At 68.8% G+C, this 19,857-nt stretch carries 28 protein-coding genes; 15 read left to right on the top strand and 13 right to left on the bottom strand.

Annotated features, from left to right (window positions below):
* Positions 1-23: 23 nt before the first annotated feature.
* Positions 24-998, top strand: a complete 975-nt coding sequence (locus ACQPYH_RS19015) for an Lrp/AsnC family transcriptional regulator (protein WP_432893050.1) — start codon at positions 24-26, stop codon at positions 996-998.
* 46 nt (positions 999-1,044) lie between these two features.
* Here the strand turns inward: ACQPYH_RS19015 and ACQPYH_RS19020 are convergent, their stop codons facing one another.
* Entirely contained in the window at positions 1,045-1,389 is a 345-nt protein-coding gene (locus tag ACQPYH_RS19020) for a DMT family transporter (RefSeq protein WP_432893052.1), read from the bottom strand.
* A gap of 17 nt (positions 1,390-1,406) precedes the next feature.
* Positions 1,407-1,721, bottom strand: coding sequence for a DMT family transporter (locus ACQPYH_RS19025; RefSeq protein ID WP_432893054.1), 315 nt, complete (start codon positions 1,719-1,721; stop codon positions 1,407-1,409).
* 70 nt (positions 1,722-1,791) lie between these two features.
* Here ACQPYH_RS19025 and ACQPYH_RS19030 point away from each other — a divergent pair, with 70 nt between their 5' ends.
* Positions 1,792-2,148: a MerR family transcriptional regulator gene (locus ACQPYH_RS19030; protein WP_432893056.1), complete on the top strand. Its 357-nt coding sequence runs from the start codon at positions 1,792-1,794 to the stop codon at positions 2,146-2,148.
* 15 nt (positions 2,149-2,163) lie between these two features.
* Here ACQPYH_RS19030 and def (ACQPYH_RS19035) read toward each other — a convergent pair whose 3' ends face one another.
* Positions 2,164-2,784: a peptide deformylase gene (gene def, locus ACQPYH_RS19035; RefSeq protein WP_432893058.1), complete on the bottom strand. Its 621-nt coding sequence runs from the start codon at positions 2,782-2,784 to the stop codon at positions 2,164-2,166.
* A 60-nt stretch (positions 2,785-2,844) separates the two neighbouring features.
* Between def (ACQPYH_RS19035) and ACQPYH_RS19040 the strand changes: the two genes are divergently transcribed.
* On the top strand, positions 2,845-3,330 hold the full coding sequence (locus tag ACQPYH_RS19040) for a winged helix-turn-helix transcriptional regulator (protein WP_432893060.1): 486 nt from the start codon (positions 2,845-2,847) through the stop codon (positions 3,328-3,330).
* A gap of 70 nt (positions 3,331-3,400) precedes the next feature.
* Entirely contained in the window at positions 3,401-3,781 is a 381-nt protein-coding gene (locus ACQPYH_RS19045; RefSeq protein ID WP_432893062.1) for a hypothetical protein, read from the top strand.
* On the opposite strand, the gene ACQPYH_RS19050 is transcribed toward ACQPYH_RS19045, so the two are convergent.
* Positions 3,768-4,640: a GNAT family N-acetyltransferase gene (locus ACQPYH_RS19050; protein WP_432893064.1), complete on the bottom strand. Its 873-nt coding sequence runs from the start codon at positions 4,638-4,640 to the stop codon at positions 3,768-3,770. The two genes, ACQPYH_RS19045 and ACQPYH_RS19050, sit on opposite strands and share 14 nt — an antisense overlap.
* Positions 4,641-4,704: 64 nt before the next feature.
* On the opposite strand from ACQPYH_RS19050, the gene ACQPYH_RS19055 reads away from it, so the two are divergent.
* Entirely contained in the window at positions 4,705-5,334 is a 630-nt protein-coding gene (locus ACQPYH_RS19055; RefSeq protein ID WP_432893065.1) for a class I SAM-dependent methyltransferase, read from the top strand.
* Positions 5,335-5,372: 38 nt separating this feature from the next.
* Entirely contained in the window at positions 5,373-6,323 is a 951-nt protein-coding gene (locus tag ACQPYH_RS19060) for a DNA glycosylase AlkZ-like family protein (RefSeq protein WP_432893067.1), read from the top strand.
* On the opposite strand, the gene ACQPYH_RS19065 is transcribed toward ACQPYH_RS19060, so the two are convergent.
* Positions 6,312-7,199, bottom strand: a complete 888-nt coding sequence (locus ACQPYH_RS19065) for a hypothetical protein (protein ID WP_432893068.1) — start codon at positions 7,197-7,199, stop codon at positions 6,312-6,314. The two genes, ACQPYH_RS19060 and ACQPYH_RS19065, sit on opposite strands and share 12 nt — an antisense overlap.
* A 49-nt stretch (positions 7,200-7,248) precedes the next feature.
* Between ACQPYH_RS19065 and ACQPYH_RS19070 the strand changes: the two genes are divergently transcribed.
* Together ACQPYH_RS19070 and ACQPYH_RS19075 are read left to right on the top strand one after the other, a co-directional pair.
* Positions 7,249-7,623: a YchJ family protein gene (locus tag ACQPYH_RS19070; protein WP_432893069.1), complete on the top strand. Its 375-nt coding sequence runs from the start codon at positions 7,249-7,251 to the stop codon at positions 7,621-7,623.
* Between the two features lie 123 nt (positions 7,624-7,746).
* Positions 7,747-8,280: a DUF7144 family membrane protein gene (locus ACQPYH_RS19075; protein WP_432893070.1), complete on the top strand. Its 534-nt coding sequence runs from the start codon at positions 7,747-7,749 to the stop codon at positions 8,278-8,280.
* A gap of 38 nt (positions 8,281-8,318) precedes the next feature.
* On the opposite strand, the gene ACQPYH_RS19080 is transcribed toward ACQPYH_RS19075, so the two are convergent.
* A complete protein-coding gene (locus ACQPYH_RS19080) occupies positions 8,319-8,849 on the bottom strand; it encodes a YbhB/YbcL family Raf kinase inhibitor-like protein (RefSeq protein ID WP_432893072.1) in 531 nt (176 codons plus the stop codon).
* A 98-nt stretch (positions 8,850-8,947) separates the two neighbouring features.
* On the opposite strand from ACQPYH_RS19080, the gene cobT reads away from it, so the two are divergent.
* The 5 genes from cobT to ACQPYH_RS19105 are packed head-to-tail and all read left to right on the top strand — an operon-like array spanning position 8,948 to position 13,181.
* Entirely contained in the window at positions 8,948-10,063 is a 1,116-nt protein-coding gene (cobT, locus tag ACQPYH_RS19085) for a nicotinate-nucleotide--dimethylbenzimidazole phosphoribosyltransferase (protein WP_432893073.1), read from the top strand.
* The gene (cobA, locus tag ACQPYH_RS19090; RefSeq protein ID WP_432893074.1) at positions 10,060-11,313 is read left to right on the top strand and encodes a uroporphyrinogen-III C-methyltransferase; all 1,254 of its coding nucleotides are present in this window, start codon (positions 10,060-10,062) and stop codon (positions 11,311-11,313) included. Before cobT ends, cobA begins: the two co-directional genes overlap by 4 nt.
* Positions 11,310-12,116, top strand: a complete 807-nt coding sequence (locus ACQPYH_RS19095; protein ID WP_432893076.1) for a TrmH family RNA methyltransferase — start codon at positions 11,310-11,312, stop codon at positions 12,114-12,116. The genes cobA and ACQPYH_RS19095 overlap by 4 nt, the downstream gene beginning before the upstream one ends.
* Before the next feature lie 10 nt (positions 12,117-12,126).
* A complete protein-coding gene (locus tag ACQPYH_RS19100; RefSeq protein WP_432893077.1) occupies positions 12,127-12,654 on the top strand; it encodes a GNAT family N-acetyltransferase in 528 nt (175 codons plus the stop codon).
* Complete coding sequence (locus tag ACQPYH_RS19105; RefSeq protein WP_432893079.1) at positions 12,633-13,181, top strand: AAA family ATPase; 549 nt, start codon at positions 12,633-12,635, stop codon at positions 13,179-13,181. Before ACQPYH_RS19100 ends, ACQPYH_RS19105 begins: the two co-directional genes overlap by 22 nt.
* 1 nt (position 13,182) lies before the next feature.
* On the opposite strand, the gene def (ACQPYH_RS19110) is transcribed toward ACQPYH_RS19105, so the two are convergent.
* Together def (ACQPYH_RS19110) and ACQPYH_RS19115 are read right to left on the bottom strand one after the other, a co-directional pair.
* Positions 13,183-13,800 carry a peptide deformylase gene (gene def, locus ACQPYH_RS19110; RefSeq protein WP_432893081.1) on the bottom strand — a complete coding sequence of 206 codons (618 nt, stop codon included), beginning with the start codon at positions 13,798-13,800 and terminating at the stop codon, positions 13,183-13,185.
* 85 nt (positions 13,801-13,885) lie between these two features.
* Positions 13,886-14,701, bottom strand: a complete 816-nt coding sequence (locus tag ACQPYH_RS19115) for an LLM class F420-dependent oxidoreductase (protein WP_432893082.1) — start codon at positions 14,699-14,701, stop codon at positions 13,886-13,888.
* Positions 14,702-14,774: 73 nt separating this feature from the next.
* On the opposite strand from ACQPYH_RS19115, the gene ACQPYH_RS19120 reads away from it, so the two are divergent.
* A complete protein-coding gene (locus ACQPYH_RS19120; RefSeq protein WP_432893084.1) occupies positions 14,775-16,319 on the top strand; it encodes an AAA family ATPase in 1,545 nt (514 codons plus the stop codon).
* Positions 16,320-16,555: 236 nt separating this feature from the next.
* On the opposite strand, the gene ACQPYH_RS19125 is transcribed toward ACQPYH_RS19120, so the two are convergent.
* From ACQPYH_RS19125 to ACQPYH_RS19135, 3 genes are read right to left on the bottom strand one after another with little or no spacing between them, the layout of a single operon-like run.
* Positions 16,556-16,960 carry an SRPBCC family protein gene (locus tag ACQPYH_RS19125; RefSeq protein WP_432893086.1) on the bottom strand — a complete coding sequence of 135 codons (405 nt, stop codon included), beginning with the start codon at positions 16,958-16,960 and terminating at the stop codon, positions 16,556-16,558.
* Positions 16,961-17,008: 48 nt separating this feature from the next.
* Positions 17,009-17,347: a winged helix-turn-helix transcriptional regulator gene (locus ACQPYH_RS19130; protein ID WP_432893088.1), complete on the bottom strand. Its 339-nt coding sequence runs from the start codon at positions 17,345-17,347 to the stop codon at positions 17,009-17,011.
* A gap of 46 nt (positions 17,348-17,393) precedes the next feature.
* Positions 17,394-17,828 (bottom strand): VOC family protein, encoded by a 435-nt coding sequence (locus ACQPYH_RS19135; protein ID WP_432893090.1) that lies wholly within the window; start codon positions 17,826-17,828, stop codon positions 17,394-17,396.
* A 52-nt stretch (positions 17,829-17,880) separates the two neighbouring features.
* On the opposite strand from ACQPYH_RS19135, the gene ACQPYH_RS19140 reads away from it, so the two are divergent.
* On the top strand, positions 17,881-18,498 hold the full coding sequence (locus tag ACQPYH_RS19140; protein WP_432893092.1) for an NADPH-dependent F420 reductase: 618 nt from the start codon (positions 17,881-17,883) through the stop codon (positions 18,496-18,498).
* Here the strand turns inward: ACQPYH_RS19140 and ACQPYH_RS19145 are convergent.
* A complete protein-coding gene (locus tag ACQPYH_RS19145; RefSeq protein ID WP_432893094.1) occupies positions 18,457-19,032 on the bottom strand; it encodes a hypothetical protein in 576 nt (191 codons plus the stop codon). The genes ACQPYH_RS19140 and ACQPYH_RS19145 overlap by 42 nt on opposite strands.
* Complete coding sequence (locus tag ACQPYH_RS19150) at positions 19,022-19,837, bottom strand: isocitrate lyase/PEP mutase family protein (protein WP_432893096.1); 816 nt, start codon at positions 19,835-19,837, stop codon at positions 19,022-19,024. Before ACQPYH_RS19150 ends, ACQPYH_RS19145 begins: the two co-directional genes overlap by 11 nt.
* Positions 19,838-19,857 lie beyond the last annotated feature (20 nt).

The following is a 19,857-nucleotide window of genomic DNA, read 5'->3' on the forward strand; positions in this document are numbered from 1 at the left end:
TGGACCCGAGGTAATCTGCCAGCGTGGAGCTGATTGATCGACGGATCGTGCAATGCCTCGTGCAGAACGGTCGCGCGCCGTTCCGGCGGATCGCTGATGTCCTGGGGGTGTCGGAGCAGACGGTCGCTCGGCGGTACCGCGCGTTGTACGGGCGCGGAGTACTGCGTGTCCGCGTGGCACCGGGCGCGCACGCCGCCGGGCAACAGCGATGGTTCGTGCGGGTGCAGTGCCGGCCCGATGCGGCCGACGCCCTGGCGGACGCGATCGCTGCTCGCGACGACGTCGCGTGGGTCAGTACGACGTCCGGCGGGTCGGAAATCGTGTGTATGACGTTCACCGATCGCGAGCCTTCGACGGGATCGGTCCTGGCCCGGTTGCCGCGGACCAGTCAGGTGCTGAGCTTCACGGCCTGTGCGGTCATGCACATGCACACCACCAGCGACACCAAGTGGCTGGCCTTCGTCGACCCGTTGCCCGAAGCCGAACTTGCCCTTCTCCGCGGAGACAAGCCCACCGGCATGCAGTCATCGGCGTCGATCGGCAGTGCGGATGCGGCGCTGCTGGCCGAGCTTGGTCGTGATGGCCGGCTCGGCGTGGTGGCGCTGGCCAAGGCGACCGGCTGGCCGCAGTCGAGGGCGTCCACCAGGCTCGACGAACTGCTGTCGTCGGGAGCGTTGCACGTCGCGGTCGATCTCTCGCCGGCCGAGTTCGGATTCCACACGACTGCCTACCTCTGGCTGACCGTGACCCCGGGCGAACTTGATGCCACCGGCAACGCTCTGTCCAAGCTCGTCGAGACCACGTTCACCGCGGCTGTCACCGGGGCGGCCAACCTCCTGGTCACAGTCACCTGCCGAGACATCGAAGCCCTCTACACCTTCGTCACCACCAAGGTCGGCGTCCTCCCCGCGGTACGTCAGGTCGAGGTCGTTCCGGTCGTACGCCGTCTCAAACAGTCAGGCACCAGAGTCCACAACAACCGCCTCGTCCTCGACTAGCGCTCAGGGTTTCCAGAGCCAAGGCGGGCGGCTGCCGGACATGGAGCTACCTGTCGGGGGTTGGGCGGTCGGCGAGCTTTAGCCAGATGACGCCGGTGATGATGACGGCCAGCCAGGCGGCTTTTGCGGCGGTGAGGGTTTCGTTGAAGAAGACCGGGCCGAGGACGGCGGCACCGACGGCGCCGAGGCCGGCCCAGACGGCGTACCCGGTGCTGACGTCGATTGTGCGGAGGGCGCGGCTGAGGGCCCACAGCGTGAGCAGGAAGAAGACGACGGCCACGGCGGACCAGGTCCGGATCGTGAAGCCCTGGCTGCCGCCGACGGAGAGGGCGTAGCCGATCTCGAAGACGCCGGCCATCAGCAACGTGAGCCAAGCGGTGCGCGTAGACATGGGGGTGCTCCTCGGGTTCAGGCGGTGAGTTGGAGGCCGACGACACCGCCGACGACCAGGGCGATGCCGATGGCCTTGCGCCAGGTGAGTCGTTGGCCGAAGAGCAGGGCGCCCAACAGCGTGATGCCGACGCCGGCCAGGGACGTCCAGAGGGCGTAGCCGACGCCGACGTCGAAGGTGAGGAGGGCTCGGCTGAGGAAGTAGGTGCCCAGGGCGCCGGTGATGAGGGTGGAGGCGGTCCAGCCGCGGTGGGTGAAGCCTTGGGCTTTGCCTGCGGAGAGGGCTACGGCGATTTCGAAGATGACGGCGATTACCAGGTAGAGCCAGTGCATGAGGTTCCTTTCAGGGGGTCACCTCATCAGGGTCAGACTTCACACTGGTGTGAAGTGCAAGACTGAGTTCATGCGCATCGGAGAACTCGCGGACGCCACCGGTGTCAGTACGCGCTCCCTGCGGTACTACGAAGAGCAGGGCCTGATCCGCTCAGATCGGACCGCGGGCGGCTGGCGCGAGTTCGACACGTCGATGGTCGAGCGCGTGGTGATGATCCAGCACCTGTTAGCAGCCGGGCTGGGCAGCGCGACCATCGGCGAGCTGCTGCCCTGCCTCGAGGCTCCACCGGCCGAGCGCACCGGCGTACTCGAAGTCCTCCTAGCAGAAGGCGTCGAACGCCTCGAAGCCAAGCGCCGCGAAATCAACCGAGAACTCGAAGTACTCCAAGCCCTCCGCCAAGACGTCAGCATCCCAGCGGCGAACTGAGTCAACGGCCGTCAGTTAGCCGAGGAGTAGTTTTCGGGTCGCGCGGTGGGATAGGACTTCGGCGCGGTTGGTGGTGGAGTGGTTGAGGGTGGTTGTTTGGGCGCGGGGGGATAGGTGGTCGACGTAGACGGTGCCGGATAGGTGTTGGGTTTCGTGGATCAGGCAGCGGGCGAGGTAGCCGGTTGAGGTGAGGGTGAAGGGGCGGCCTTCGACGTCTTGGGCGTGGAGGGTGGCTCGGGTTGGGCGGGGGAGTGGGGCGTTGGCGCCGGGGACGGACAGGCAGCCTTCGGTGCCGGGTTGGGTGCCGAAGAGGGCGGTCATGGTTTCGATGCGCGGGTTGAACGCGTGGCCGAGGTGGCGGTCGCCGTACTCGTCGGTGAGGTCGTAGACGAACAGCGCCGCGTCGACGTCGACCTGGTTCGCGGCGAGGCCGCAGCCCTCGGCGATCCACATCGTGGTGAACATGTCGTCGATCAGCGCACCCCAGCGCGCCGCGCCGAACTCGGTCACCGGCTGGCAGGGGCGATGCAGGATCTCCTCGCCGTACTCCGTGATCCGCCGGGGCGAGCCGCGTCGTACCTCGTCGGTCAGCTCGGGCAGGCGGTGGCTCAGTCGCCCCTGGATGTACGTCGGCATGCAAAGATCGTAATCTGCAAAGTCAGAGCTTTGCAAAGCAATCGGTTTAGGATGCTGACCATGGCCGACCACCGCAATACGCCGAACCGGCGCGACGTCGTCCGCGCGCATCCGCTGCGGGAGGCGCTCCTGGAGCTGATCGACCGCGACGGTACGACGACGTCGACCATCGCGGCGCGGGAGCTGGAGGAGAGCACGGGCTCGTGCTCGTTCCACCTGCGCCGGCTCGAGGCGCTCGGCGTGATCGAGGCGGTCCCTGGCGCGGTCGGGCGGGTGAAGCCGTGGCGGCGGATGCGGGTCGAGCAGGCGACGCTCAACCGCGAGCTCGAGGACACGGCGTACGCGAGCTGGCTGGCCGCGAAGACGTCCGACGACGAGGACTTCGCGTTCAGCGAGGTGGTGACACTGGCCGACGGCGAGCTAGCCGAACTGCGAGCCCGCCTGCATCGGGTACTCCGCGACTTCGTCGGCTCCGAGCCGAGAGCGGACGCCGCAACGCCGACCGCGGTGATCATCCGCGCCTTCCCGCTCCGCGAAGAGCAGTAGGTCGAGGGAACCGACCGGGAACGCACAGCGTCAGCGCTGGGGAAGGCATCCTGTCGACTACGGAGTTCTCATGACCTACGGCCAGCCGGATCGCGACGCCAGCCCGCAGCAAGGTGGGTATCCGCAGCACCTTTGGCCCGACTACTCGCAGGCGCCGAGCGATCCTGCCTGGCAGCCTCAGGCGCCGGTCGCGGGTCAGCCGAAGGGTACGGCGGTGCTGGGCGTGCTCGCCTTCGTCCTCGGGCTCGCGGCCCTGGTGGCGCCGTTCCTGCCCGTCGACATGACGGGATTCCGCCAGTACGCCGCGTTCCCGCTCGCGCTGCCGGGTGTCGGCCTCGCGATCGCGGGGCTGATCGGCGCCCGGCGCGGAAAGCCGCTCGCCGTGGTCGGCGCGGTCCTGTGCGTGTTGGCGCTCGGGGTCGGTTGGATCATGGTGCTCAACTACCGCTGACCGGACCCGAGATCGTCAGCCGGTGCCCCTCCGGCAACACCAGCGTGAACGTACGCCGATACCACGACATGTCCTCGGGCGCGGTCGACTCGACAAGGCCCGCCGCGAGTGCGGCGTCGTACAGAGGATCGACCAGCACGCCGACCTCGAACGTGATCGCCGCGGGCGAGATCGCGCCGGTTGCGCGTCGCACCTCAAGGCCGCTCTGACCGTTCCACTCGGTGAGGCCGAGGTGGACAACGTCCTCGAGCTCGAAGCGGATCTGGAGACCGAGCAGCTCGCACAGGAGCCGTGCGGTGCCGGCGACGTCGCGGGCCTCCAGCACCGGCATGATCGCGAACGTGGTCGGATCGGCCGGCTTCGCGGCGCGTCCCATCACGACGGACTGCGCGATCTCGCCGTCGAGCGTCCGCGGCAGGCGGCCGACCAGGTCGAGACCTGCGTGCCGTGCGACGGCGATCGAGCGGACGTTGCGTGAGTCGATCCATGCCTCGACGCCGGCGATCGAAGGCTGCACGAGCAGATGATCGACAACCGCACGCGCCGCCTCGCTCATCAGCCCGGCGCCCCAACGATCGCGTTGCAGGTACCAGCTCAGCCCGCGGATCGAGCTGCCTTGATCCGAGAAGACGGCGATGACGCCGACGGCGGTCTGCTCCGGCCGAACCCGCAGTACCCACGTCCAGCCGCCGTTGTCGCCGAACTCCCGCTCCAACCGCTCCCGCGACTCGCTCTCGGACGTCGCCGGCGTCATGTAGCCGCCGCGCGCCCACTCCGGATCCGAGAACATCGCATGCAGCGGCGGCAGATCGCGCTCCATCTCGAACTCCACCAGATCGAGCCGAGCGGTCTCGAGCATCTGCATCAATCCCTCACATGCGGTAAGGATGGGTAGACACCTCTCAGCCACGAAGGGTACGACGATGTCCGAGCGCACGCGGCAACCGACGAGCCATGAACGGATGTCAGGGCGTCCGTGGGATGCGTCGTACCAGGACGGTCCCGCGCCGTGGGAGTTCGGCGGGCCGCAGCCGGCGGTTGTGCAGCTCGTCTCCGAGGGTGCGTTCACGGGAGCAGTGCTCGACGCGGGCTGTGGGAGCGGCGACAACGCGCTGCTCATCGCCTCGAGCGGCGTGCCGGTGGTTGGGTTCGATGTCGCCGAGACCGCGTTGGCGCGTGCTCGGGAGAAGGCGGTTGAGCACGGTGTCGACGCGGAGTTTGTTGCCGCGGACGCGCTGCAGCTCGACGAGTTGGGGCGTAGCTTCGACACGATTCTGGACAGCGGTCTCTTGCACACCTTCGATGCGGGCGAGCGTTCGCAGTACGTCGTGAGTCTGGCTTCGGTCGCCAATTCCGGCGCGACTCTCTTTGTGGTGTGTTTCAGCGACGAAGAACCCGATGCCGTTCCGCATCCGATCTCGCAAAACGATCTGCACACGGCGTTCACTGCGGATTCCGGATGGACGGTCGTCAGTATCGAGCCGCGCAGGATCGAGACGCGGATGCACGAGAACGGAGCGCCGGGCTGGCTCGCGACGGTCCGTCGAAACTAAGCCAAGCGGTGGCGTCTTTTTCCCGTACGGTCCCAACCATGATCTCGCGGGAGCAGGCCGTCGCCTATCGGTTGCACGTCAACCACCTGGTCGATCGGCTGCCGGCGGGATCGCATGAGGAGGCGGCGTATGTCGGTCTGCAGGACACCGCGCCGCGGGACGCGTTGCTCGGGCTCCATGCTCGGATGGCGGGATGCGTGCCGTCGGACTGGGAGCATCCGACGTTGATCCAGACGTACAGCCCGCGCGCGGCGGTGTATGTGCTGCCGGCGCGCGACTTCGGCGTGTTCACGCTGGGGCGCTTGCCACTCGATGCGGACGCCGTACGGCGGATCGACGTACTCGCGGACCGGCTGTGCGCGGCGTTGGACGGGTGCGAGCGGCGTGGCGGGATGGGGAGTGACCTGCGCGAGGCGTGTGCGAGTGGGCGGCTCGCGCTGCGATGGGACACGACGTCGCTGTGGGTGCGGGAGGTGCCGCGGCCGTCGATCGACGGTGCCGAGGCGCGGGTGGAGTTGTGCCGGCGACACGTTCGTTGCTTCGGGCCCACAACCCCGAAGGCGTTCTCATGGTGGTCGGGGTTGTCGCCTGCGGACGCTCGGGCGGTGTGGGATTCGGTGGCGGACGAGTTGGTCGAGGTTGACTTCGACGGTGTTGCCGGATGGATTCTTCAGGCCGATGAGGAATGGTTGCGGTCGGCAACGCTGCCGCGTGGGGTTCGGTTGCTCGTCGCGTCGGATCTGCGGTTGTTCGGTCGGGATCACGGCGGCCGGTTCGTAGGGCCCGGTCTGCGGGCGTTGACGCCGGCCGCGGATTCCTTTCATCCGAACGGTTTGCTGGTCGACGGTCGCATCGTCGGCGCGTGGGGACGGAAGGGCGGGCGCGTCAGCGTGGTGCTGTCCGACAAGCTCGACGCGACGCAGTACGGCGCTTTGGAGGAAGAGGTCGCGACGATGCCGGTGCGCGATCCGCAGCTGTCAGTCTGCTGAGGGGAGTGCGTCGAGCGGCTTGCGGTTGCTGCGGAAGTTGGCGCGGAGGAGGTCGACGTTCACCTCGGGGAGCTGGACTTCGATCAGGTCGTAGGTTTCTTCGACGAGGTCGTGCAGTAGTTGGGCGCCTTCGGGAGCGGGACGGGTGAAGACGGCTCGGATGCGGGCGGCCAATGATGGTGGCGCCAACGATAGGTCGAGGTTGTCGAGGCGTTTGAATGCGGACGAATGACCGCAGTACTTGCCGTTGAGGGCGTGGAGGAGGGTCAGCAACTGGCTCGCGATGCGCATGAACTCGCGGGCGAGGAGGAGCGGGTTGTCACGGTCGACGAGCATCTGCCAGCGCCAGAACTGCTCGACGTTCCCGTTCTGTCGTACGACGGCGAGTGCGAGCTCGGGTGGGTACGTATGCACGCGTTCCTGCCAGCCGGCGACCAGCTCGGCACGCGGGCCGCGGACGTCCCGACCGTCCACGATGCCCTTGATCGCGTCCAGGCTCGGTCCATCGGGGCGGTGGGAGGTGAGTACGTCGTCCAGCATGGTCTCGACGCTGGACGTCAACGTGTGCACGACCTCGACCATCAGCCCGTCGGGTCGCGGGGCGCCGAGGTAGATGTGGTCGTACCAAGGCGGCGTACCCTCGTTCACCGTCCGAATCTCAGCCGCCCGCGCAACGTCAGCCACCGCTTTCCGTTCAGCGAGCGTCGGCTGCCGCTCCCAGAACACGCCGACCTCAACGTCCGACCACCGATCCGCGTCGCCGCGCGCGGTCGATCCGCTCACCATCACGGCGTCAACCCCGCTGGCTGCCGCATACGCGGCCAGCACCGGCTCCACAGCCTCACGCCGCCACCGAGCCGCCTCCGTCACCGCCATCACGGCAGTAGATCACGCAGGCAGCCGACCGATCGGCGACAATCACTCCATGCCAGCCCTCTGCCCCTGCGGTCAGGACCTGCCGTACGCCGCCTGCTGCGGCCCGCTCCACCGCGGCGCGGCGACCGCCTCGACCGCGGAGCAGCTGATGCGCTCCCGGTACACCGCGTTCGTGATGCACGACGCGCCGTACCTCCAGCAAACCTGGTCCCTGACAACCCGACCGGTAAGCATCGACTTCCCACCCGGCCGGGAGTGGACCGGCCTGGAGATCGTCGGCACAACCGGTGGCAGCCCCTTCCACTCCGAAGGCACAGTCGAGTTCCGTGCCCACTACACCGAATCCGGCAACCCCGGCGTCCAACAAGAAAACAGCACCTTCACCCGCGAAGCCGGCCACTGGGTCTACGTCACCGCCCTATGACCGAACCAGCCACCCGCCGGCGGGGCACGCAGACAGCCCGGCTTACCAAATCACCCGCTGGGCTAGGGGCTCTCATCCGGATGGGGTGAGGTGGTCGGGCGGGCGCCGGGACACCATCCAGGGGTGATCCGTCGCCGGCTCGGTGGCGGCCCGGCGCACGAGAGGAGACAGCAGGATGGCTGCGAAGAAGGCCGGGCGGCGATGACCGGCGTCGTCGTGTTCGCCGGCGCGCTGCTCATGATGACCGGTCTGGTGAACGTCTTCGAGGGGTTCATCGCGCTGTTCTCGGACGAGCGCCTGGTGATCACCCGGGAGAACCTGATCATCGTCGACGTGACCGTCTGGGGATGGATAATCCTGATCTTCGGCCTGCTCCTGATGGGAGTCGGCGCCTGTCTGCTGATGGCACAGACGTGGGCCAGGATCGCGGCGATCGTGCTCGTCTGCCTGCACGCTGTCACGCAGGTCGCCTGGCTCGGCGCCTATCCGGTCTGGGGGGTGCTGATGATCGCGCTGGACGTCCTCGTCCTCTTCGCGCTCACCGCCCGGTGGACCGGCGTACGCGACGATCTCGGCGTTGCGAGCGGAACGAAGTGGGACGGTCAGGAGTCGGCCGATCTCACAGCTGCCGAGCGACGCAGACCCCCGCTCAGCTGACCGTGGGAGCCGTCTCGAACGAGGCGGCTCCCGTCAGTTCACTCCGCGGTCTGGTACGTCGGGGTGATGATGGCGCGCGCCAGCGTGTGGAAGGCCAGGTTGAAGCCGACGACGGCCGGCGAGGCATCCGAGTCGACGTCGAGGGCTTCCACGTCGATGGCGTGGACGACGAAGTAGTAGCGGTGAACCTGGTCGCCCGCCGGCGGGGCCGCGCCGCCGAAGTTCTTGGCGCTGAAGTCGTTGCGGACGTGGAACGCGCCGTTGTCGAGGCGCTCGGCCGTGCCGGCGCCGGCCGGGAGGTCCGTGACCGTCGCCGGGAGGTTGACCAGCACCCAGTGCCAGAAGCCGGAGACGACCGGCGCGTCGGGGTCGTAGCAAGTGACGACGAAGGCCTTGGTCTCCGCGGGGAACCCGGACCAGCTGAGCTGCGGCGACGTGTTCCCGCCCGCGAACGCGTGGTCGTCCGACAGCGGCTCGCCGTCGGCGACATCGGTGCTGGTGACGGTGAACGAACCCGCCTTCGGGAGCAGTTCGTACGGGTCCGGGGCGACGGGACGATCGAGCGACATCTGTGATCCTCCGGGATCTGGAAGGCGTCTGCGACGTGTGGTGATTCCGACATTACTGTCCACATCGCGCCGACCCACCCCGGGGCACCCGATCGGAGATGCGAAGATCGAGCCGGTACGGCGGACAGCCTGGCCTGGACCGGGAACGGATGGAGGACTCGATGGACGGCGTGGTGGACGAGTACAGGGAGCGGATCGCTCCCGCGGACTCGGCGGCGATGCAGGCAGCCGAGGCGCGGCACGCGCAGCTGACGAAGCCGGCCGGGTCGCTCGGCGTACTCGAGGAGCTGTCCGTGCGGGTGGCCGGGATGACCGGGACGTGCCCGCCGCAGGTGCCGCAGCCCGCCGTCGTGACGGTGTTCGCGGCGGATCACGGCGTACACGCGCAGAACGTCTCCCCGTGGCCCCAGGAAGTGACCGCCGCGATGCTGGCGAACTTCGCGGCCGGCGGTGCCGCGGTGAACGCGTTCGCGGCCAACAACCGGGTCGACGTACGGGTCGTGGACGTCGGCGTCGCGACGCCGGTGGAGCAGTTGGACATCGTCCACGCGAAGGTCCGCCCGGGCACCCGCGACCTGTCGCAGACCGACGCCCTCACCGAGGACGAGGCGCGCGCGGCGATCGCGGTCGGGTTCGAGCTCGTGGACAAGCTGGTCGAGGACGGCTACCGCTGCCTGCTGACCGGCGACATGGGCATCGCCAACACAACCGCCTCGGCCGCGCTGATCGCGACCTTCACCGGCGCGACCGCAGACGCGGTCACCGGCCGCGGGACCGGCATCGACGACGCGGCGCTCGCGCACAAGACATCCGTCGTACGGGATGCTCTCGCGCTCCACGACGTACCGGCAACCGACCCGCTCAAGGCGCTCCAGGCGTACGGCGGTCTCGAGCACGCCGCGCTGGCCGGATACATCCTCGGCGCGGCGGCCAACCGCACGCCGGTGATCCTCGACGGCGTGATCGCCGGAGCGGCCGCGCTCGTGGCGCAGGCGTTCCACCCGGCCGTCGTCGACTACTGCGTCGCCGGGCACCGCTCGGCCGAGCCCGGTCACGCGGTCGCGTTGAAGAAGCTCGGCCTGCAGCCGCTCGTCGACCTCGACCTGCGGCTCGGTGAGGGGACGGGCGCGGTGCTTGCGTACCCGATCCTGACCTGCGCGGTGCGTGCGCTCGCCGAGATGGCCACGTTCGAGGACGCGGGGATCGGTCAGTGACGCATCAGTACCTGTCCGGTCTCGTCCTCGACGGGCGGCGCGTGGTCGTCGTCGGCGGTGGCGGGGTCGCCCAGCGCCGGCTCCCGCGGCTGCTCGAGTCGGGCGCACGGATCGACCTGATTTCGCCGTCGATCACGCCGACGATCGAGGGCCTGCTCGGCAACCCGTCGTTGAGCTGGATCGAGCGCGGGTTCCAGGACGGCGATCTCGACGGCGCTTGGTACGTCGTCGTGGCGACGGATGATGCCGCGGTCAACGATCGGGTCTCGGCGGAGGCGGAGGAGCGGCGGATCTTCTGTGTGCGCTCCGACGACCGTTCGCGGGCGACCGCGTGGACGCCGGCGTCCGGCCAGCACGACAACGTGACGATCGGCATACTCGGCGGGGGCGATCACCGGAAGTCGGCGGCCGTCCGGGATGCGATTCTGGAAGGGCTGCGGACCGGTGAGCTGGCTGCGCGGGACGTGGAGCGGCGACCGGGGGTGTACCTGGTCGGCGGGGGACCGGGCGATCCGGACCTGATCACGGTGCGCGGGCGGCGGTTGCTGGCCGAGGCAGATGTGGTGGTGGCGGACCGATTGGCGCCGCAGCCGTTGCTGGACGAGTTGCACCCGGACGTTGAACTGTTCGACGCGGCGAAGTTGCCGCGCGGGCGGGCGGCGCAGCAGGAGGAGATCAACCGGATCCTGGTGGAGCGCGGGCGGGCCGGGAAGGTCGTCGTACGGCTCAAGGGCGGGGATCCGTACGTGTTCGGCCGCGGGTTCGAGGAGGCGCTGGCGTGCGCTGAGGCCGGGGTGCCGTGGACGGTGGTGCCGGGGATCACGAGCTCGATCTCGGTGCCCGCGGTGTCGGGGATCCCGGTGACGCATCGCGGGGTGACGCATGAGTTCACGGTGGTATCGGGGCACATCCCGCCGTCGCACCCGGACTCGCTGGTCAACTGGGACGCGCTCGCCCAGCTGCACGGGACGTTGGTGCTGCTGATGGCGGTCGAGAACCTCCCGGCGATCGCCGAACGATTGGTTGCCGCGGGCAAGCCGGCCGACACGCCGGCGGCCGCGATCGCGGACGGGACACTGCCGGGCCAACGGATGGTGACGTCGGACCTGGCGGGTATCGCCCAGGCGATGAAGGACGAGGGCGTGGGTGCGCCCGCGATCGTTGTCATCGGCAACGTGGTGGACGTCGGCGGTCTGGCGCGCGCCGCGGTGGGGGAGCGCGGTGGTGGTGCGGGGGCGGGGTCGGCGTGACGCTGGTGCCGGTTGAGGATGCTGCGGACGTGCGGCTGGCTGACTACGTGCAGTTGCGGGAAGTCAGTCTTCGGCGGTTGCTCGAGGAAGAGCACGGGCTGTTTATTGCCGAGGGCGACAAAGTGATCCGGCGGGCCGCGGAGACCGGGTACGAGCCGCGGTCGTTCCTGCTCGCCCCGCGGTGGCTGGACTCGTTGCAGGACGTGCTCGACAAGTGGCCGGACAAGCCCGTGTACGTCGTGTCGGAGGAGCTGGCCGAGCAGGTCACCGGATTCCACGTGCACCGCGGGGCGCTCGCGTCGTACAAGCGCCGCGCCGCCGTACCGCTCAGCGACCTCTTGACCGACGACGTACGACGGATCGCGATCTTCGACGATATCGTTGACCACACCAACGTTGGAGCGGGATTTCGCGCAGCGGCCGCGCTGGGCGTCGGCCTCGTGCTGGTGACGCCGACCTGTGCCGACCCGCTGTACCGGCGTTCGATCAAGGTCTCGATGGGAACCGTCTTCCAGGTCCCGTGGACGCGCCTCGAGAACTGGCCCGGCGACCTCCGACTCCTCCAGGAGCGCGGGTACGTCGCCGCCGCGATGGCGCTCGCCGACGACTCGATCACGCTCGACGAACTCGCCGACCGCAAGGACGACAAGCTCGCCCTGATCTTCGGCACCGAAGGCCACGGCCTCAAGCCGCACGTGCTCGAACAGGCCGACCTGACCGTACGCATCCCGATGGCAGGCGGCGTCGACTCCCTCAACGTGGCATCCTCAGCAGCAGTAGCGTTCTACGCCACTCGATGCTGAGGGGGGAGCCATGCGTACGACGGAACGCCTCGTACTGCGCCCGTTCCGCGACAGCGACCTGGAACCCTGGGCGGCACTGAACGCGGACCCGCAGGTCACGCAGTTCCTCGGAGGGCCGTTGAGCCGGGAGGAGTGCGACCGGGACGCAGCCGGGATCAACGAGGTCTACGCCTCGCGCGGATACGGGTTCCTGGCCGTCGAGCGTCGTACGGACGGGGTCTTCCTCGGCGCTTGCGGTCTGTCGAAGGAGCAGTGGTACCCGGACGACCTCGAGATCGGCTGGCGACTGGCCCGCGAGCACTGGGGCCACGGCTACGCCTCCGAGGCCGCGGCCTCCTGGATCGAGCACGGGTTCACGACGCTCGGCCTGCCGCGCGTTATTGCGGTGACCGATACGACGAACGTCCGTAGCATCGCGGTCATGCGCCGGCTCGGGATGAGCTTCGACCACGAGGCGGTGCTGGAGGAGGACGGCGTACCGTTCGACGCCACCATCTACTCGCTGACGGCGGAGGCATGGAGAGCAATCCAAAAGTAGTCCTCGTCACCGGCATGCAGGCCGCGGGGAAATCCACGATCGCACCGTTGCTCGCGGCAAGGATGGGCCCGCCGGCGGCAACCCTCGACGGCGACGTGTTCTACCGCGGCGTCGTCGCCGGCGCGGAGATCATGACACCCGAGCCGACCCCGGAGGCACTCCGCCAGCTAGAACTGCGGTACGACGCGAGCGCGCTGGTGGCGCAGCACTACGCGGACGCCGGATTCGACTTCGTGTGCAGCGACATCGTGCTGGGCGAGCATGTCGAGCGATGGTTCTCGCGGCTGCGGGGCGTCGACCCGTACCTCGTCGTACTCGTACCTTCGGTCGAATCGATCGTCGAGCGGGAGATCGGGCGCGGCGGCAACAATGCGTACCGGGATTGGGGACCTTCCGTCGAGGAGGGTGTCCGTGCGCTGATGACGAGCCTGGACGAGACTCCACGCCGGGGCCTGTGGCTCGACACCACCGGCCAGACCCCGGCCCAGACGGTCGACGAGATCGACCTGGAGAAGGCCCGCTGGTAGCTCAGGTGGCGGGGGTGTCCTCGTGGTCGCCCTCGTGGTCGTCCTCGTGCTCGATCATCGGGGAGACCGGCCAGTCCGACGGGTAGTCGGGGGCGAACTCCTCGGCCTCGGCGAACAGGCGCTTCTTGTACTTGCGGGACAGCCGGTCGCCGAACACCATGCCCTGGGTGTGGTCGGTCTCGTGCTGCAGGCAGCGGGCCAGCAGGCCGTCGCCCTCGAAGCTGACCGGCTCCCCGTGCTGGTCGACGCCGGTGACCTTCGCGAAGTCGGGGCGGGCGCACTTGGTGAACGCGCCGGGCAGCGACAGGCAGCCCTCGTCGCCCTCGTCCAGGTTGCGGTCCTTGCCCTCCGGCACCTCGACCGTCGGGTTGCAGACCACGCCCTGCACCCGGTTGCCCTCCTTGTCGGGGCAGTCGAACACGAAGACCTGCAGGTCGACGCCGACCTGGTTCGCGGCCAGGCCGACGCCCTCGGCCGCGTTCATCGTCGCGACCATGTCGGCGATCAGCGTCTGCAGCTCGTCGCCGAAGTCGGTGACAGGCTTGTTGACTCGATGCATGACGTCCTCACCCCAGCGGGTGATCGCTCGCACCGAACCGTTCCCAGGCAACGTAGACATGCCGGAAATCCTAACGTGCCCCGACCTTGAGCACCCACCAACCGCTTTCGGCCGGTGCGGATGGTTGGTGGGTGCTCAAAGACGGCTACTTGGCGTTGACCTCGTCGCGCCAGGTGACCCACTCGCGGAGCAGGCCGAGGTCGTAGTCCGGACCGGACGACGAGACCGTGAACAGGCGGGTGCCGACGTCCAGCAGACCCTTGCCGATGTCTTCGGGCGCCTTGTCGCCGACGCCGGCCGAGCGCTCGATCTCACCCGGGTCGCGGCCGAGCGTCTTGCAGTGCTCGTCGAGTACGGCGTGCTTGTGCGCGAGCGTCTCCGCGTCGCCGAACCCGTGCCAGATGTTCGCGTGCTTGGCGACGAGCTTCAGCGTCTTCTTCTCACCGCCGCCGCCGATCAGCACCGGGATGTCGCGGGTCGGCAGCGGCTTCAGCTTGGTCCAGCGCTGCTCGATCCGCGGCAGGGCCTCGCCGAGGGCGTCCAGCCGGCCGCCCGCCGTACCGAAGTCGTAGCCGTACTCGTCGTAGTCCTTCTCGAACCAGCCGGAGCCGATGCCGAAGATCAGCCGGCCGTCGCTGATGTGGTCGACCGTGCGCGCCATGTCGGCGAGCAGATCGGGGTTGCGGTAGGAGTTGCAGGTGACCAGGGCGCCGATCTCGACACGCTCGGTCGCCTCGGCCCAGGCGGCAAGCATGGTCCAGCACTCGAAGTGCAGGCCCTCGGGCTCACCGCTGAGCGGGTAGAAGTGGTCCCAGTTGAACACCACGTCGACGCCGATCTCTTCGGCCGCGGCGACGGTACGCCGGATGTCGGCGTACTGGGCGTGCTGGGGCTGGACCTGCAGACCGATCCGTACCGGGAAGGCGCCGTACGGACGGTCGGTGGACTCGGAAGCTGTCATGGTGAAGATCCTATCCGCCGTTGCGGAGGACCCTCCGGATAGGTCCGGAACGAGGACGAGGAGAGACGGCCAGATGTCTGACGCTGTGTCTGATGACGGGGTAGAGGTCGACGAGTTCGCGCGGCTGTTCACGCGGTTCCTGGAGCGGATGCAGGTGAGCGGGCAGCGGAGCAGCCGGGAGAGCCTGCGGGACCGGCTCCGGGAGCATCTCGGTGTCGACCCCGAGCAGGTGCCGGTGGTGTCGTCCAGCTTCCCGCCGTACGACCTGCCGAACGTGCAGCGGGCGATCGAGGCGTGGTTCGACTCGTTCGAGGTGGTCGGGCTGGCCGGGTCGAACCGCGGGCATCACTCGCTCGGTGAGCTGCTGGAGCTGGCGGAGTACGACCGGTTCGGGATCGGGGCGGTCGACTACCAGCGTCTGCAGATCGATGTCGACGAGGAGATGGACTGCGTCGCGTTCGGGTTCTACCTCGGGGTGCGGGGCGAGGATCGGTACGTCGCGTTGCTGCGGGCGGCGAACCCGCAGTACGGGCGATCGAGCGTGGATCTCGAGATCCTGGCGGTGGAGAAGGCGGCCGGCGATCGGTTCCTCGGGGCGCTGCCTGAGCTGATCCGGGAGCACAACGTGTTCCGCGGGAAGGTGGTGTCGTTCGAGGGGCACGAGTTCGGGCAGGGCGTCGGGCCGTTCCGGTTGCATCCGCGGCCGGGGATCACGCGTGCGGACGTCGTCCTGCCGGACGGGGTGCTCGAGCGGATCGAGCGGGAGGTCGTCGGGATCGCGGCGCATCGGGAGACGCTGCTCGCGGCGGGGCAGCACCTGCGCCGGGGAGTCCTGCTGTACGGGCCGCCCGGCACCGGGAAGACCCATACCATACGGTATGTCCTGTCGCAGTTGCCGGAGTTCACGGTGGTGCTGCTGGCGGGGACGAGCATTCACTTCATCTCGCAGGCGTGCGCGTTGGCGCGGATGCTGCAGCCGGCGCTCGTCGTACTCGAGGACTGCGATCTCGTCGCCGAGGCGCGGGACTACTCACACGGTTCCGAGAATCCGCTGCTGTTCCAGGTGCTGAATGAGATGGACGGGTTGGCGCAGGACTCGGATGTGGCGTTCCTGCTGACCACGAACCGGGCGGACCTGCTGGAGCCCGCGCTGATGCAGCGGCCGGGGCGAGTGGACATGGCAGTCGAGGTGCCACTGCCGGACGCCGACGGGCGGGCTCGGCTGCTGCGGCTGTATGGGCCCGGGCTGGAGCTGCCGGGCGAGCTGGTCGACGAGATCGTCGAGCAGACGGCGGGTACGACGGCGTCGTTCGTCAAGGAGCTGGTACGACGGACCGTGCTGCTCGCCGCGGAGGCGGGGGAGCCACCGGGGGCCGATCACCTTCGGGCCGCGGTCGCCGAGCTGCTGTCGTCGCGCGACACGCTGACCCGACGACTGCTCGGCGCGACCGGCAGCGACTCGGGCGAGGGAACGGGCGAGGCGCAGGGACCGGAAGCAGGCCCCGGCGGGGGAGACGACGCCGGACCGGCTGGGCCGGGGCTGGCCGGGCCAGGAGCGGCTGGCGTGCTGCCGCGGCGGGGGCCGATGCCCGGGGTCTACAAGGGGTTCATCGGCTGAGCGAGCGGCCCGGGCGAGCCCGCTGGCGTCCGTTCCGGCCGGGGCTCGGCCTGGTCGCGACCGGCTCGGCCGCGTCCGGGAACCAGTATGCGGGGGCGAGGTTCGGCCGGCTCGTTGGTCAGGCCGCGGACGTGGAGCACTCACTAAGCAGGGCGCTCGACTTGCTCGCAGGCTCAGTCGCGCGTGCCGGCCGCCCGATAGCACTGGTTGATGAGTGGCACAGGTCCGCCCCGGCGTCAGCCGAAGTAGGCGGCGAGGTGGTTGAGCATGGTCGCGACGCCGGGCTTGATCGGGGTTTGCTGTTCGTCGGTGAGGCCGATGCTGCGGTAGTCGAGCTGGGTCTTGCCGTCAGGCAAGCCTGACAAGTCGACGGTGATCTCCTCGGCGGGGTCGTCGAAGTACAGGACCAGGTGGTGCGGGAGGTCGAGCTCGCCGTACCGGAGGGTGAACGGGACCTCGACGTCGCCCTCACCGACGAAGACGGCCGAGATCAGGCCGCCCGGCCGGACGTCGAGCGTGACGCGGTCGGAGGGCGTGATGAAACCTTCGGCGAGGAACCAGGCCGCGAACGGCTCGGCCTCGGTGAATGCGCGGACGACCTCGGCGGGCGGGGCGTCGACGACTTGCTGCAACGTGAACATGATCAGAACCTCCAGGTTGGATGACTCGGTCACTGTGCCTGGAGGCGTTTACGGTTTGCTTTCGGTCGGCAGCTGGTCGGCGTAAACCTCGGCCCAGTCGCCCAGCGCGCGGATCGGCACCAGCAGGTCCTTGCCCGCGGTCGTCAGCGAGTACTCGACCCGCGGCGGCGCTTCGGCGTACCGGCGGCGTTCGACCAGGCCGTTGTGCTCGAGGCGGCGCAGTGTCTCGGTGAGGACCTTCTGGCTGATGCCGCCGATCTGCCGGCGGAGGTCACCGGGACGGGCGGCGCCGTGCGACAGCGAGTACAGCACGACCATCGGCCAGCGTCCGCTGATCAGGTCGGCGGCGACCCGCGCCTGACAGTCGGAGAAGAATCTCGGCTCCACCCGTCCATTGTGCGTCGGCCGTTAGGCACCGACTGGTACCCATCGGTCAGTCGAGACAGAACTCGTTGCCCTCGATGTCCTGCATGTTCTGGCACGACTCGTTGACGCCGTCGTAACGCAGCAGCAGCCCCCGCGTCGCGCCGAGCGCTTCCAGTCGCACACATTCGGCCTCGAGCACCGCCAGCCGCTCCTCACGCACGAGCCCGGTGCCGACCCGTACGTCGAGATGCACGCGGTTCTTCACGACCTTGCCCTCGGGGACCCGCTGGAAGAACAACCGCGGGCCGACACCCGTGGGGTCGACGCACGCGAACGCTGCGCCCTGACTCTCCGCCGGCAACGACTGATCGAACTCGGTCCAGCTGTCGAAGCCGTTCGGCGGCGGCGGTACGACGTACCCCAGCACCTCGCACCAGAAGCGAGCGACGCGCTCCGGATCCGCGCAATCGAAGGTGACCTGGAACTGCTTCACGGACGACATCGGCCCAGCATAGACACCGGTAGGTGCGCATCGAACTGTCTACGGTCGGAGCATGCGTATAGGAACACTGGGCAACGGACTGATGGCCGAGGCGCTGGCCGGGCAATGGGTCAAGGCCGGGCACGACGTGATGGTCGGCGGCCGCGATCCGGTGCGGGCCGCCGAGGTGGCGAAGCGGATCGGCGCTGCGAGCGGATCGTTGTCGGAGGCAGCGGAGTACGGCGACGGGGTGCTGCTCGCCGTACCGGCTGACGTGGCGGTGGACGTGGCGGCGATGGTGCCGGCCGGGCGGACGGTGATCGACTGCACGAATGCCTTGGATCACAGGGATTTCACGCTGGCGCACCCCGGAACCGCTGAGGCGATCAGCCGGGCGGTCCCGGAGGTGCAGGTGGTGAAGGCGTTCAACCTCGCCGCGGAAACGGTCTGGCGCAACCCACCGGTCGGGTTGGGTGTGCCGATCTGTGGTGATGGCGGGATGGAACTGGTCCAGGAGCTCGTGCGGGATCTCGGGTGTGTGCCGGTCGAAGCCGGAGGCCTCCGGCGCGCGAAGTTGCTGGAGGCAACGGCCGCGCTGGCGATCGGGATTTGGGTCGGTGGGGGAGATGTGCGCGGGATGTTCCCGCGGCTAGCCGACGCCTTCGGGGCGGTCCTGCCGGGCCAGCCGTAGGCTCCAGGCGGGGAAGAGCAGATACGTGCCGGCCCAACTCGCGCCGGCCACGAAGGTCCACACCGGGGCGGTGTCCATGTCGTCGATACCCATGAAGATCCCTGGTACGCCGACGAGCCCGAGCAGCATCACCACACCGGCAACCAGCCCCGCCCGGCGCAGGCCCGGAGCGGTCTGACGGCTGATCCCCACCAACCAGACCCCGATCAGCCCGAACCCGAAGCTCGACCACAAACCGGCGAGGTAGAACCCGGTCGTGTCGGTCACCACAAGCACCGTCCCCACGACTGTGATCACCGCGCCGACCGCTGCAACACCGACGAGCACGCGGGCCAGCCGCGATGTCGCGTCGCGAGGACCGACGGATGCGGGGCGGAGGAGCCATGCCAGGGCGAGGCTGAGGAGGCCGAAGAGTGCGTTTCCCAGGTCGTTGATGGTGCCGAAGGGGTCGCCCACTGCGTGGAAGAGGAGCAGGCAGGCGCACGTCGCGAAGCCCACGAAGCTGTGGGCCATCGCGACTGCTCTAGTGCTCACCCTTGGATGATCGCGCAAAAAGCAGGTTCAGGTCAGCCTGCGGGATCTGGTCGGCGGCGAAGCTGATCGTGCCCTTCGTTGCCAGTTCCTCCGCGCTGCGGCGGACGAACCCGAGGGCTGCCCGCGCAATACTCCCGCCAAGGCTGATCCGCGTCACCCCGACCGACTGCAGATCGGCAACCGTGAGCGTCGACGTACCGAGGCCGATCACCACGTTGAGCGGACCGTCGATCTCCTGCACCAGCAGGCGAATCGCGTCCAGGTCGTTCACCCCGGGCACATACAGGCAGTCCGCACCCGCCGCACGGAACCGGTTGGCGCGATCGATCGAGTCCGCCAGCGACGTCGGCGTACGCAGCAATTGCCCGTCGGTCCGCGCGGTCAGCACGAACTCGGACCCCGCAGCCTCCCGCGCCGCCACGATCCGCTCGACCGCGAGCTCGACGTCGTACAGCTCCCGCCCGTCGAAGTCCTCGATGTTCCCGCCCGCCAGCCCGGCCTCGCGGGCCAGCGTGATCGTGTCCGCGACCCGCGCCGGCTCAGCGCCGTACCCGTCCTCGAGGTCCCCGTTCACCGGTACGGCGCTCGCCGCCGCGATCTCGCGCACCCGCTCGAACATCGCCTCCCGCGACACCGCCGGCGCCCCGTCGGGCAGCGTGTGATCGCCCTTCGCCATCGAGAACGCGATCCCCGCACTCGTCGTCGCGATCGCCGGGAACCCGGCCGCCGCGAGGATCACCGCACTCCCGGCGTCCCAGGCATTCGGCATCACGAACGGAGAGGCATGCAACTCGCGAAACGTCATGCGCCGAGTCTGTCACTCCG

The organism is Kribbella sp. CA-245084, assembly GCF_050942355.1.
GTDB lineage: Bacteria > Actinomycetota > Actinomycetes > Propionibacteriales > Kribbellaceae > Kribbella.

Bases quoted from the DNA above. Each gene is read 5' to 3' on its own strand.
- def (WP_432893058.1), bottom strand. From the start codon at position 2,784: ATGCCGACGTACATCCAGGGGCGACTGAGCCACCGCCTGCCCGAGCTG.
- ACQPYH_RS19040 (WP_432893060.1), top strand. From the start codon at position 2,845: ATGGCCGACCACCGCAATACGCCGAACCGGCGCGACGTCGTCCGCGCG.
- ACQPYH_RS19105 (WP_432893079.1), top strand. From the start codon at position 12,633: ATGGAGAGCAATCCAAAAGTAGTCCTCGTCACCGGCATGCAGGCCGCG.
- ACQPYH_RS19140 (WP_432893092.1), top strand. From the start codon at position 17,881: ATGCGTATAGGAACACTGGGCAACGGACTGATGGCCGAGGCGCTGGCC.
- ACQPYH_RS19055 (WP_432893065.1), top strand. From the start codon at position 4,705: ATGTCCGAGCGCACGCGGCAACCGACGAGCCATGAACGGATGTCAGGG.
- ACQPYH_RS19050 (WP_432893064.1), bottom strand. From the start codon at position 4,640: ATGCTCGAGACCGCTCGGCTCGATCTGGTGGAGTTCGAGATGGAGCGC.
- ACQPYH_RS19020 (WP_432893052.1), bottom strand. From the start codon at position 1,389: ATGTCTACGCGCACCGCTTGGCTCACGTTGCTGATGGCCGGCGTCTTC.
- ACQPYH_RS19030 (WP_432893056.1), top strand. From the start codon at position 1,792: ATGCGCATCGGAGAACTCGCGGACGCCACCGGTGTCAGTACGCGCTCC.
- ACQPYH_RS19070 (WP_432893069.1), top strand. From the start codon at position 7,249: ATGCCAGCCCTCTGCCCCTGCGGTCAGGACCTGCCGTACGCCGCCTGC.
- ACQPYH_RS19025 (WP_432893054.1), bottom strand. From the start codon at position 1,721: ATGCACTGGCTCTACCTGGTAATCGCCGTCATCTTCGAAATCGCCGTA.
- ACQPYH_RS19150 (WP_432893096.1), bottom strand. From the start codon at position 19,837: ATGACGTTTCGCGAGTTGCATGCCTCTCCGTTCGTGATGCCGAATGCC.
- ACQPYH_RS19080 (WP_432893072.1), bottom strand. From the start codon at position 8,849: ATGTCGCTCGATCGTCCCGTCGCCCCGGACCCGTACGAACTGCTCCCG.
- ACQPYH_RS19100 (WP_432893077.1), top strand. From the start codon at position 12,127: ATGCGTACGACGGAACGCCTCGTACTGCGCCCGTTCCGCGACAGCGAC.
- def (WP_432893081.1), bottom strand. From the start codon at position 13,800: ATGTCTACGTTGCCTGGGAACGGTTCGGTGCGAGCGATCACCCGCTGG.
- ACQPYH_RS19125 (WP_432893086.1), bottom strand. From the start codon at position 16,960: ATGTTCACGTTGCAGCAAGTCGTCGACGCCCCGCCCGCCGAGGTCGTC.
- ACQPYH_RS19135 (WP_432893090.1), bottom strand. From the start codon at position 17,828: ATGTCGTCCGTGAAGCAGTTCCAGGTCACCTTCGATTGCGCGGATCCG.
- ACQPYH_RS19120 (WP_432893084.1), top strand. From the start codon at position 14,775: ATGTCTGACGCTGTGTCTGATGACGGGGTAGAGGTCGACGAGTTCGCG.
- ACQPYH_RS19065 (WP_432893068.1), bottom strand. From the start codon at position 7,199: ATGGCGGTGACGGAGGCGGCTCGGTGGCGGCGTGAGGCTGTGGAGCCG.
- cobT (WP_432893073.1), top strand. From the start codon at position 8,948: ATGCGAAGATCGAGCCGGTACGGCGGACAGCCTGGCCTGGACCGGGAA.
- ACQPYH_RS19060 (WP_432893067.1), top strand. From the start codon at position 5,373: ATGATCTCGCGGGAGCAGGCCGTCGCCTATCGGTTGCACGTCAACCAC.
- ACQPYH_RS19115 (WP_432893082.1), bottom strand. From the start codon at position 14,701: ATGACAGCTTCCGAGTCCACCGACCGTCCGTACGGCGCCTTCCCGGTA.
- ACQPYH_RS19045 (WP_432893062.1), top strand. From the start codon at position 3,401: ATGACCTACGGCCAGCCGGATCGCGACGCCAGCCCGCAGCAAGGTGGG.